This window comes from Actinobaculum massiliense (assembly GCF_001457435.1).
Lineage (GTDB): Bacteria > Actinomycetota > Actinomycetes > Actinomycetales > Actinomycetaceae > Actinobaculum > Actinobaculum massiliense.
In genome coordinates this window covers 706,964-718,504 of record NZ_LN881717.1, presented here as the reverse complement: position 1 = coordinate 718,504, position 11,541 = coordinate 706,964, and the positions used below count along the sequence as shown (strand labels likewise).

General features: G+C 61.1%; 12 protein-coding genes and 1 tRNA gene. 7 read left to right on the top strand and 6 right to left on the bottom strand.

Features of this window, described 5'->3' with window-relative positions:
- Positions 1-333, top strand: a complete 333-nt coding sequence (locus tag BN2664_RS05060) for a hypothetical protein (RefSeq protein ID WP_007001288.1) — start codon at positions 1-3, stop codon at positions 331-333.
- Positions 334-449: 116 nt separating this feature from the next.
- On the opposite strand, the gene mscL is transcribed toward BN2664_RS05060, so the two are convergent.
- The 4 genes from mscL to BN2664_RS05040 form a co-directional block, all read right to left on the bottom strand.
- Positions 450-836: a large conductance mechanosensitive channel protein MscL gene (gene mscL, locus BN2664_RS05055; RefSeq protein WP_007001289.1), complete on the bottom strand. Its 387-nt coding sequence runs from the start codon at positions 834-836 to the stop codon at positions 450-452.
- Positions 837-923: 87 nt separating this feature from the next.
- Positions 924-1,556 carry an SAF domain-containing protein gene (locus BN2664_RS05050; RefSeq protein WP_007001290.1) on the bottom strand — a complete coding sequence of 211 codons (633 nt, stop codon included), beginning with the start codon at positions 1,554-1,556 and terminating at the stop codon, positions 924-926.
- A 239-nt stretch (positions 1,557-1,795) separates the two neighbouring features.
- Entirely contained in the window at positions 1,796-1,996 is a 201-nt protein-coding gene (locus BN2664_RS05045) for an FmdB family zinc ribbon protein (RefSeq protein WP_040316998.1), read from the bottom strand.
- Positions 1,997-2,175: 179 nt separating this feature from the next.
- On the bottom strand, positions 2,176-2,790 hold the full coding sequence (locus tag BN2664_RS05040) for a 5-formyltetrahydrofolate cyclo-ligase (RefSeq protein ID WP_007001292.1): 615 nt from the start codon (positions 2,788-2,790) through the stop codon (positions 2,176-2,178).
- A 260-nt stretch (positions 2,791-3,050) separates the two neighbouring features.
- On the opposite strand from BN2664_RS05040, the gene BN2664_RS05035 reads away from it, so the two are divergent.
- The 6 genes from BN2664_RS05035 (at position 3,051) to BN2664_RS05010 (ending at position 8,748) form a co-directional block, all read left to right on the top strand.
- A complete protein-coding gene (locus tag BN2664_RS05035; protein ID WP_007001293.1) occupies positions 3,051-4,271 on the top strand; it encodes a molybdopterin molybdotransferase MoeA in 1,221 nt (406 codons plus the stop codon).
- A gap of 197 nt (positions 4,272-4,468) precedes the next feature.
- On the top strand, positions 4,469-5,857 hold the full coding sequence (locus tag BN2664_RS05030; RefSeq protein ID WP_040316999.1) for a hypothetical protein: 1,389 nt from the start codon (positions 4,469-4,471) through the stop codon (positions 5,855-5,857).
- A gap of 223 nt (positions 5,858-6,080) precedes the next feature.
- Positions 6,081-6,153 (top strand) — tRNA-Ala (locus BN2664_RS05025).
- A 224-nt stretch (positions 6,154-6,377) separates the two neighbouring features.
- A complete protein-coding gene (locus BN2664_RS05020) occupies positions 6,378-7,268 on the top strand; it encodes a Cof-type HAD-IIB family hydrolase (protein WP_007001295.1) in 891 nt (296 codons plus the stop codon).
- Positions 7,269-7,431: 163 nt separating this feature from the next.
- Complete coding sequence (locus tag BN2664_RS05015; protein WP_007001296.1) at positions 7,432-7,911, top strand: lipocalin-like domain-containing protein; 480 nt, start codon at positions 7,432-7,434, stop codon at positions 7,909-7,911.
- 87 nt (positions 7,912-7,998) lie between these two features.
- Positions 7,999-8,748, top strand: coding sequence for an SDR family oxidoreductase (locus BN2664_RS05010; RefSeq protein ID WP_007001297.1), 750 nt, complete (start codon positions 7,999-8,001; stop codon positions 8,746-8,748).
- Positions 8,749-8,833: 85 nt separating this feature from the next.
- Here BN2664_RS05010 and BN2664_RS05005 read toward each other — a convergent pair whose 3' ends face one another.
- Both BN2664_RS05005 and BN2664_RS05000 read right to left on the bottom strand, forming a co-directional pair.
- Positions 8,834-10,252, bottom strand: coding sequence for an MFS transporter (locus tag BN2664_RS05005; RefSeq protein ID WP_007001298.1), 1,419 nt, complete (start codon positions 10,250-10,252; stop codon positions 8,834-8,836).
- Entirely contained in the window at positions 10,245-11,195 is a 951-nt protein-coding gene (locus BN2664_RS05000; protein WP_007001299.1) for a nucleoside hydrolase, read from the bottom strand. Before BN2664_RS05000 ends, BN2664_RS05005 begins: the two co-directional genes overlap by 8 nt.
- Between the last annotated feature and the right edge of the window lie 346 nt (positions 11,196-11,541).

The following is an 11,541-nucleotide window of genomic DNA, read 5'->3' as shown; positions in this document are numbered from 1 at the left end:
ATGGCAGGCGAAGAAAGTAGCAGCGCTACGCCCGCGCGCCGGCACGCTCCGACCATTCGTCTTTCGGTTGTTGATCAGCGCCGGTTGGAGCAAAGCGAGATCGCCTCTCCCGAAGAAGCGCTAAAACAGGCGCTTACCCAGAGCTGGCCGGCGGAAAAGGCTCGGGGGAGCCGCCAGGGAGAGGCTCAGGGGAGCCAAGGGAAGACCCCGGGTAGTCAGGCGCGCGCCGCTTCTCCGCGCCGCGAGGGCGGTCAGAGGCGGGAAATTGAGCCCCGAGACGCAGAAGAGCGGCGGATACTCAATGAGCGTCCGCCGCACTTCGGGAAAATATAAGTATCTCGCGGCGCGGTTCCGATGGAGGCTACCGCCCGTGCAGAGGGAGTGCTCCGCTCGCCGCGGTTGCACCCTCGCCGGGTTTGCCCCCTAGCTTAGGGAGCGCCGCAAGAGCTTTAGGCGTTGTTGGACTTGCGCAGCTCATCGCGAATCTCCTGCAGGAGGACGGTCTGCGGATCTGCGGCTTCTTCGGCCGCGGGCTTGGCGTAACGTTCCTTGAGCTTATTAATCGGCATCACGACGAAGAAGTAGAGCGCGATGGCGACAAGTAGGAAGTTAATCAGGGCGGTAATGAAGTTGCCGAACTGCAACTGGCCCTGGCCAATCTGCAGAACGAACTGGCCCTTGAAATCGGGCTGGCCGAAAATCGCCGCAACGAGCGGCATCAAAATATCTTCGGTCAGCGAGGTAACGATGGCGCTGAAGGCGGCACCCATAATGACGCCGACGGCGAGGTCGATCGCGTTGCCGCGCATAATGAATTTCTTGAAACCTTCGATCATGACGATCCCTTTCGACAAAACTAGATGTGCCCCGAGGGCCTCCGTCAGGGAGCCCCTCCAGCGTGGAAACGGCAGCTTGGCGAAATGTCAGGCGGGGTCAAGAAGGACCGCTCGCAAAGACGCCGTCGCCCCGATGCCGAGCACCAGACTAGCCTCGTCGCTGGTGATTGACACATAAATAACGCGTGTGTTCTTCGAGTCACTTAAAAAAGATCCGGAATCATCGGCCGGGCCGGCCCCGGTGACCACGGCATCCTGCGTGACCAGGAGGGCCTCCCGATTCTCCTCGTATTCGGACGGAAGTGAATATAATGCGACCCTCGCGCCCGAAACGGCCAGGGAGTCGGTTCCGTCCGTAACGATTTTTATGGGCGCCACAACGCGTCCCTCGCCCGCCGCCGCCAAAAACTCTTCACCAAGCAGGATTTGCTGCGATAGGGGCATGCCGGCGGGCAAATTATTAGCGAGAACCCGCCCGTCCGCCCCGGCGGGGTCGGTCAGCGCATCGGCCGGCAAGGCCTGCGCGGGGAAGGGGCGAGTCTCGAGGTCGCGGTCGGTGAGGCGCGTACCCGCGGGGAGCGCCCTTGTTACGACGACGACGCTGGCGGTCTCCGGCTCCAGGCGTTCGATAGCCGAGATAATCGAGACCACGACCCCAAATGCGGTAGCGGCAATTAAAAAGTAGCGAAAACGCCAGAAGGTGGCATGCAGGTTGAGCATGCTTCGAGCCTAGGTGCGCTACCCGAATCCCGTTTGCTTAGGCGGTTAGCCTGTGGATAGCGAGGACGCGAGCCGATCTGTGGACACGCGCGCGAGCCGAGGTGGGCCACTCCATGCGGCCAGAACGGGGCCGGTCGCATGCGCAAAGTTCGCCGTGCATGGCCGCGCCGCGCTCGCTCGTATGCGTCGCTAATGCCGCGCCCGCTTGTGTGCGTCGCTAGTGCCCGGCCGCGGCGTCGCTACTCCGAGGAGGAGCTTGAACGCGAATCGTTATGGTAGAAGCCGGAACCCTTGAAAATAATTGACTGGCCGCGGCTGAGGATCTTGTGCAACGCGGACTCACCGCATTCTGGGCAGTCGCGAAGCGGCTCGGCCGTCATGGATTGGTGAGCATCGAACTCATGGCCGCAGTTTTCACAACGATACGAATAAGTGGGCAAAATTCCTCCGTCAACACCGGCAGGCAGCCGACCCGTGCCTACCAAACCACCGCGGGCGCAGAAGTCCGCGCGCTTGCATACCGAAAAGAAATCCTACTCGGTATACCCAGCGATAACCGTGTGGTTCGCGTCAAAATGATTCGCGCCCGCCACGCGGCACCTACTATCCGCGGCCGAGCCTAGAGCTGCACAACGCCGTCGGGCAGAATAACCGCACTGACGGGCATATCATTCTCGTCTTGGGGGAGGGCGAAATCCACGAATTCTTCCGGGAAAATCATTGCCGCCACGGGTGTGCCGCGCGGGACCTGCTTGAGAACGCGGTCGTACCAACCCCCGCCCTGTCCCAATCGCATTCCGTCGTGATTCACCAGCAGGGCCGGGATAATAACGAGGTTGACTTCGCCTAAAATCTCTGCGCCAAGCGGCTGCCCGCTGGGTGCGGGAGGCCGCCCGGGAGCCTGCTCCGAGAGGTCTTCATGGCCCTGGTACCACGCCCATTCGCGAGAGAGGCCGGGCCCGAGTTTCGGGACCAACAGGCGCCGGCCATTGGCGATGAGTGCGTCAGAAAGTCGGAGGGTAGGCGGTTCTTGGTTCACGGAAATGTAGCTGGCGATCACCTTCGAGTCGCCAATGAAATCCAGTGCCTGGGCCATCAAATCATGCTCGAGCGCTTCCAGTTGCGCGTGCGAACGCGCCTTGCGGTTCTTCCGCACCGCCGCCCGAAGCGTTGCTTTTGCCTCGCGCAGAGGCAGATTGGACACGCTCGGGTAGTGAACCTTGTGTAATGCCATGCCTCCATCATTTCATCTCGCCACTCTGAAAACCCGGGCCGCTCCCCGGTTACGCTAGGCGGATAGTTAGCCTGATATTTAGCTGGGGAAATTCCGCGGCGCCCGGCCCGCGCGTGTGTGCGCGAGCAATCCCGGGCCCGCCCCGCGGGACCTTCCAGTGCGAACCCGGGCGCCCCCGTGTGCCCCGTCCAGAGCGCAATGTGGCGCCATGTGCGCCCGCTTTACCGGTAGGCTTGAGGGTGGAAAACCAAGGAGGGCCGATGAGGACCGTTGCGCAACAGCTTGATGAGTGCTTAAAAGTTTCGGAGCAACTCGATCGATTCGATGTGGGCCTAGGTGATTCTTCGGGCACAATCCTCGCCGAGGACATTCGCTCCACCGTCGATGTGCCGCCCGCCCCGCTGGCCTCAACCGACGGGTACGCCGTGCGCGCGGACGATACCTTCGGTGCCACATCTTCGCCGGTTACGCTCCCGGTGACTGAAGACGTGCGGGTGGTAAGCCCGGATCGTATCGCCCACCTGGGTGGCACGGCGGTTCGGGTTGCCTCCGGTGCTCGTATCCCCAGCGGTGCCGACGCCGTTGTGCCGATTGCCCAGACCGACGGCGGAGCCGTCCAGGTGCAAATTCGCCAACGAGTTGCTCCGGGGGAGAACGTGCGCGGGCAGGGCGAGGATTTCGAGGCCGGCGATGTGGTTCTCAAAGCCGGAACCCGTCTCTCTTCACGCCACATTGCCCTGCTGGCCGCAGCCGGCCGTGCGCTCGTCCCTGTTCATCCCGCTCCGCGGGTCGTGGTGCTTTCAATTGGCGACGAACTCGTGGAGCCGGGCGCGGCGCTTGGCGTGGGGCGCGTTTACGACGCCAACTCGCACGCGCTCGCGATTGCGGCCCGTAATGCGGGTGCGGTGGCCTACCGGGTGGGCGCTGTTTCTGACGATAAGAACGAACTTCGCGACGCTCTGCAGGATCAGCTTTTGCGCGCGGACGTCATCATTACCACCGGCGGTCTGTCCTACGGTGGCGGCGATACGGTGAAGGAAGTTCTCCAGCCCCTGGGTGATGTGCGTTTCGACGCCGTTGCCATGGGCCCGGGCTCGCAGATGGGAGTTGGGCGGCTGGGCCTGGGAACGGAATCGGCCACGATATTTTGCCTGCCTGGAAACCCAGTAGCCGCCATGGTTTACTTCGAGGTGTTCGTGCGTCCCTGCTTGCGGAAAATGGCCGGTTACCGGCATTTGACTCCGCGTTCAATCCGCGCCCGAGCGGCGCGCGGCTTTGTTTCTGAGCCGGGCCGGCAAGAATACATTCGCTGTAACGTCTACGGAAACCCGGGTAGCGGCTACGATTTCGAGGCCGTGGGCGAAGTGGACAAACTCCTGCTCGCCAATATGGCAAAGTCCAACGGCCTCGCCATTATCCCGCCGGCTGTGGAGCTTGTGGCGCCGGGCGACGAATTCGAGTGCATGATCCTCAACGGGTAGCCGAGCGCAGCTTCGCGCGTTCGTGGCTACGGTCGCGACCAGGTTGTCTTCCCGCCCGCATTGGGAGTATGAGCTCCGGCGTCGTGAACAACAAATCAACCTCAATTTTCACACCATTCACCAGCCTTTTTCGCGGTTGTGTAAGGATTGAGAAAACGTCGCAAAACACCCGGCGCGCTTGCGCAAAAGAGCCGGGTTTGACCCATAAGGTTAGTTTCGTGAACATCCAGGGATATGCGCTTTTGGTGGCGGTTGTGTTACTCGTTGCCTACGTCATTCCTGGACTGTTTAAGCGTCGCGCCGTGATTGCGGAAACTCGGCTCGACGAACGTTACGCAGAAAATTTGAGGATGCTGCGACTTCCGCGGCAGCAGGAGGAAGGGGACGGTGAACGCGGTTCACTGTTCCTGAAAATTCCGGAGGTCATTATGGAAGGTAACGGCGGCAACGCCCCGCGCGAAAAGCGATCTTCGCGGGATGTGCGCGAGCTTGCGCGAGATCGCGCTCGGCGGCGCGCACGAATTGCCCAGCGTAAGGCAAATCGGCAGCGCGGAATAGCGGGAGGCATTGCGCTCCTGGTTCTCGCGGTCGTTTTTGCGGTTGTATGCGCGCTAACCTCGTTTTCCTGGATATGGTTCGGCATCGTTTGCGGCCTCGCCGTGGTGTACGGCGCTGGCTTCGCCTACCTGTTTGCCCAAATGAAGAGCGGCGACGACGCCGACCGCGAGGAAATCGCCGCGCTGACCAAGAAACTCAACGGTCCACGCGGTGGCACCTCCCAATCGCGACGCCCGGCCATGCCGCGCACCGGCCGCTCCGCCGCCAGTGCCTCGTCTGCCTACTCTGCCGCAAGCTCTTCTTCCGCGCGGTCGGCCTACAGCGCCGATCCTGATGACGACAGCATTTCCTATGAGGCTGAACTGGCGGACGCCGACGATGCCGTGGAGGGCGATGATTTGGGAAAAGCGAATGACCGCACGGCCCAGGTAGCGAGGGAGAGTGCTCGGCGCACGTCCCGCGCTCGGTCGTCGCGGTCGAATATGCGAACCCAAAATGCTCCCGCGGGTAAGGCGGGAATTAACGTCACCCTGGAACGCGGGATTATTTCCGCCTCGGACTTCCAGCCCATTTCGGGTTCTCGACGCGAACTCGCTCAGGCACAGGCCGGAACGCCGGCCACCGCTGGCTCGTGGAGAAGGGAAGGCGCGCGGCCTGCGGGTGCGGCCGGCGCGGCCGGAAATAGGCTCGGCGGCGTTGCCGGAACGGCGCGCACTGGCGGAGCCCAGGGCCGCGAGGCCGAGGAGCTCCCCAGCTACACCGTGAAGCCTGGCACTGGCGCTGGTACTGCGAACGCGGCAGCGTGCCGCGTGGTGGACGCACCCATTGAACGTCAGACGGTGAAGCCGTATCAAGCCCCGGCCGAAGAAACTGTGGCCGTCCCATATCGCCCGAAGCAAATCGGGGAGAAACTCAATGGCAAGGGCCAGGTGGAGGCAGATCGCCCAACCGGTGACGTTCCGGTTGCGCGCGATGGCCTGCATGGTGGCAACGCCCTCGACGAGCTACTGCGCCGCCGCCGGGCATAGTCGCCATAGCTAGCTCGATTGGGGGCAGGTCATAAGCCCGTGTCAAGCCTGCTTCCGCGGGGCGCATGGACTGCGCAAGACTAGGCCCCGCGCGGCACATAGCCCGTTCAGATCCGAGTCCCGCGTAGCGCGGTGAACTGGTAGCAAACTCTGGCGTAACTCACGCCACGTTCGCGGGGGTTAGCGATGAGGGCTTCTCGGTGGTACTCTATATCGAGTTGCTGGGGCTATGGCGCAGTTGGTAGCGCGTCTCGTTCGCAATGAGAAGGTCAGGGGTTCGAATCCCCTTAGCTCCACAAATTGGCCGCTCACTTTGATGCAAAGTGAGCGGCGTTTTCTTTTGCCGGTACTATGCCGGATTGGCCTATAGGACAAAACGTGTTGCGGACTGGTAGGTGTCCTGCCAGTGTCCGGTGTTGCCGTCCAAGAAATCGTGCTCCTTCGCGCAGGCACGCATAGCACTCGCGCGGAGGCCATCGAAACATCCACTAATCCCGAGTGATCCCCGTAAACTGGCGGGGTGGAGATTCGACCGAAAAATGATTCCGTAGCGCACGTTGATCCAGCGAATAACGGCGAGGCGTGGCCCGAGCTCCTCCGCGAAGCCGAGCGAATCAAGCTCGTGGTTGTGGATATGGATGGCACGTTCCTCGGTTCCAAAAAGGATTTTCCAGCCGGCGGCGGCGAGATTATCCAGAAGCTACGCGCGGCGGGAATTATGTTTTGCCCAGCCTCCGGGCGCCAGTTCCAGACCCTAGAAAATATGTTCCGTCCCTGGCGCGAAGGGATGCCGTTTATCGCCGAAAACGGCGGAAATGTGATGATGGACGGCGAGCAGATATGGCGCAAAACCCTACCGGTTGAGGTGGCCGGCGCAGTGGTGGATGCCGTCCGCGCGCTCGCGGCCGACGGCGAAGATACCGGCGTGGTGGTGTGTGGGCCAACGGCCTACGCTGAGCGCAGTGACGAGCGCTTCTATGCCGAAACGCTGCATTATTACGACGCGAATGCGATTGTGGACGACGTCAAAGAACATATTGATGTGGCCTACAAGCTCGGGGTGCTCGATTTTGGAGATCCCACCGTGCGGCTGATCGACGCCGTTAACGAGGCAGCGGCTGGCCAGGCGCAGGTGGTGCGCTCCGGCGCCTACTGGACGGACGTCAATCCGCTCAACTCGCATAAAGGAATTGGCCTGGCTAAACTCCAGGAAAAGCTCGGAATTGCGGCGGCTGAAACGGTGTGCTTCGGCGATTTTCACAATGACATCGAAATGTTCGAGCACGCCGAGTTTACTTTCGCGATGGAAAATGGCGAACCCGAGGTGAAAGAAGCCGCGCGATTCATCGCCCCGCCGAATACGGAAGCGGGCGTTTTGCAGGTCCTTCGCGCTCTCTTCGCCGCGCGGTAAAGCGCGGGCGCATCTTCCCTCTGATATTGCGGGCAAAAGCGGAGTAACGTCAAAAAGAGTGAGGCGGCGGCGACGTCGAAAATCCTCACCTTGGGCGCGGAGACGAATGTTCTTCCGCGCGGCGTAGCCACCGTGCAAATGGCGGCGATGTGAAGGAGGCAAAATGGCAGGATTGCGTGAACGTTTAATTGGAGCTTGGCAGTTGGTTTCTTACGTGGAAAATCCAACGGACGGCTCGGAGCCCTTTATGCCCTTTGGTGAAAAGCCACAGGGCATCATTATGTACACGCCTGACGGCTATATGTCTGCGCAGTTGGGCGCGGCGGGAAGCGAGCGCCAGCCCTTCGCCTCCGGAGACTGGTTCGACGGGACCGCTGAGGAGTATCGCGAGGAGGCGACGTCGTACATCGCTTACTCGGGCAAGTTCTTCGTGGACGAAGAGGCGGGGACGCTCAAGCACAATATGTTCGTCTCGCTTTTCCCGAATTGGATCGGGCAGGTGCAGCCGCGCAAGGTTGAAATTGTTGGCGATGAGCTCCACCTCGGATCGGTAGCGCCGCTGATGAGCGCGGGCAAGGAAGTCCAGTCCACGCTGGTGTGGAAGCGGATGGAGCAGAATACGGCCGCGAGCGAGAACGAGTAGTAGCGCGAACGACCGCGAAGCCGAAACAAGAAGATGCAACCGAGCAAGGAGGCTCGGGATCGAGATGAAGCGAGAGGAATGAGAGAAATGACGGAACAACGAGTACTCGTAACCGCGGCGGCGAGCGGCATTGGCCGGGAAATTGCGCTTGCCTTCAAGAATGCGGGCGCCCGCGTTCACGCTGCGGATATTAATGCCGAGGGGCTGGAGCAGCTCGAGGGCATCACCACGTCGGTGACGGATGTGTCCGATTCGGCGCAGGTAACGCAGTGCGTGGCGGATGCGGTGGAAGCCATGGGTGGCATCGATGTGCTGATTAATTGCGCCGGAATTGCCGGCCCGACGGCGCCGTTCGGCGACATTACCCCTGAGCAGTGGAATTCGGTGATTGGCGTGAATCTGCTCGGCACTATTGCTATGACGCGCGAAGTCCTGCCGTATCTGACCCAGAATGAGACCAGCTCGCTGATTTTCATTTCTTCGCTCGGCGGGCGCTTTGGCTATCAGAATCGCGCGCCCTACGCGGTGACGAAGCGCGGACTGATCGCGCTTACGGAGACCCTCGCCATTGAGCTAGGAGAGCAGGGCGTGCGCGTGAACGCGATTGCGCCGGGCGCTGTGGCCGGAGAGCGGATTGAGCGCGTTATCAATGGCCGCGCGCAGGCCGAGGGGAAGTCCTATGAGCAAGCCAAGGCGGAGATGCTCGGCAAGCAGTCGCTGAAGTACTTCACCGATCCGGCGGATATCGCCCAGCTCTGCGTGTTCATTGCCTCGCCCGCGGGCAAGTCGATCTCTGGCGCAACGTTGCCAATCGACGGCAATTCCGCCTCGGCATAAACGCGCAGCCGGGCAGAATCGGTACGCCGAAAGCGGCGGGCCTCGAAGGGGAGGTCCGCCGCTTTTGCGTTATGTATTTAGATTCTTAGCCTTCGGCATCCGCCTTGCCCCAACCGTCGACGGGGTAGAGCTTGCGGCGCACCGCGAGGAACACGAGCACGCCGGCCGCGCAGGTCGCCGCCACGATGAGGAATATCAGCGTGAGCGAATTTGAGGCATCGCCTATGTAATCCGCCTGAGACATTCCCTCGGGAAGCACCGGAGAAGGCATCATGGACCCGAGGATTGCCACCCCGATAGATGGGGAGACGTTCATCAGCAGATCGTTCATACCGACCGCGCGGCCCGATTCGCTCACATCCACGGTGCTCACAACGGCGTCGACCACCGGGGCGTAGCACAGACCCATACCACCGAAGAAAAGGATGCCGGCGAGGGCGATGCCCCACAGGCCCTTGTCGACGGTGAAGGCGGCGACCACACCGCCCAGGGCCATCGACGAACCAGCGACGAGGATTCCCATTCCGCGGCTGATCTTGTTGACGATGGGCCCGGAGAAGACGCCGAGAATCGTCGCCACAACATTGCCGGCAATCAGCCAGAAGGCAACCTGCAGGGTGGTGGCGCCGTGGAAGATACCGCCGGCGAGGTTGAAGGCCGGATTCATCGCGTAGTTACCGAAGTAGAACAGCACGATGAGGGAAACGGCCATCAGGTAGCGGGTGTTCTTGAAGAACTCCGGGGTTACGAACGGCGCCTTGGCCTTCGAAATGTAAACCACGAAGCAGATCGCCAACACCACGAAAGCGGCGAGGTAGAGCCAGTTGATCGAGTTGAAGAACATGACGATGGCGGTGACCGTCAAGCCCGCCAGGATGAAGCCCGGGACGTCGATGCGCTGAGTCTTACCCGAAATATCGGGAAGATCCTTCCAGAGCGTGGGGATGAAGATGACTGCGATAAGCGGAATGGCAAAGAGCCACACCCACGAGATCGTTACCAGCCAGCCGGCGGCCAGCACGCCGATCGCCGTCGAGAACTGGTAAGCCGCGGTGAAGATTCCGAAGTACAAAACCTTCTTCGCGCCCGGAACATATTTCGTCGTCACCACCAGGTACACCGAACCAGACACCTGCGTTCCCGCGGTCTGGATGGCGCGGGCGACGATCACGGCCCAAATCGAACTGGAGAACACCAGGCCCAGCACCGAACCGACCACAATTAGGGCGATGCCGGCCATCATCATCTTCCGCAGTGAAACGAAATCGCCCAGCGACCCGTAAATGACGCACACAATTCCCAGCACGATTCCGGGGATTGAGGTGATCAGCGGAGCTTGCGCGGGAGCGTTGAGGTCATTTCCAATGTCCTGGAACACCAGGTTGAAGCCCTGAATCGTGAGGATTGAGGTAATGAAAATGACGATCAGCTGCGGCAAGGTCTTCATTGCGCGGGCCGCGGTTTCGTCCGCGGGCCTGCGGCGCACACCGTTGTTGTTAGCCATTGTCCACTTCTTTCAGCATATTGGTAATGCGGGTCATGAACTCGTCGAGGAAACGGTCGACGTCGACGCCGATCGCCACCTGCGCGGTCTTCTCCGGATCGTTGAGCCGCTTCTCATCGCAAATGGTGCGTCCGCGCACCGGATCGTGCAGGTCGACCTTCAGATTGCAGGGGAAAAGCGTGACCAGGCTCGGATCCACTGCAACGGCAACGGCCAGCGGATCGTGCAGGCCACATCCGCCCAGGTGCGGCGCGGTGGTCTCGTAGGCCTTGATGTAGAAATCGGTGATATCGGCTAGGGCGGTGGCAGCCGGGGTGCCAAGCTCACGCCAGGTCTTGGTGTGCTCGTAGGTGAGCAGGGTCTGCAGGGTGACGTCCAAGCCAATCATGGTCACCTTCGCTCCGGAACGGAAAAGAAGATCGGCGGCTTCCGGATCCTGGGAGATATTGGCTTCCATCACGTCATTGCAGTTGCCGGGAACCGTCAGCGCTCCGCCCATAATGACGATCCGCGCATTGTCTTTGAAGCTGGGATCCTTTTCGATGGCGCCCGCCAGATTCGTCATCGGGCCGGTCGCCACGATCACCACGTCCGATCCGTACTCGCGCACGGCCTCGACCATAAAATCGCTGGCAGATTTGGACTCGATCGGCCGGTCTGCGGAGGGAATCTCCACCTCGCCAATACCGTTCTTTCCGTGAATGAACGCGGAGATCTCCAGGACCTCAAAACCCTCAGTTGCGCGCGCATGCGGGAAACCGGCGAAAACGGGCACCTCGGGGTGGCCGAACATGGAGAGAAGGGCGACGTCGTTCTGCAAACCCGTTTCCAGCAAAACGTTGCCGTAGGTTCCAGTGATACCAATGAGCTCAACTTCCGGGGAGCCCAGGGCGTAGGCGATCGCCAAGCAATCGTCGACGCCGGTGTCGATGTCCAGAATCATTTTCATAGCGCTCAATGTCCTTTCGCTTGAACAGGGCAAAATTTCCGTGAACCATCGTGGTATCCCCGCCCTAAATCCTTATCCTATTTTCTATTGTGTGCGCGTGGGCACATATTGGCTCAACCGTTTGGTGGGTTTCGCGAGGCACGCAGACGCGGGTTTTCGCGGAAGCCAGGCGCATGTGTGGGTGTGCGCGGGAGCGAGCGGCACATGCGCGCTGGTCAGGGCAGTCCAGGCAGCTGGCTACCAGGTTTGCGAAGACGGAAACGAGGGCATGGATTCGAAAACTATCGAACCCATGCCCTCGTTAGTAGGGGAATCCTTAGCGGAGGCTCTTAGTGGAGAG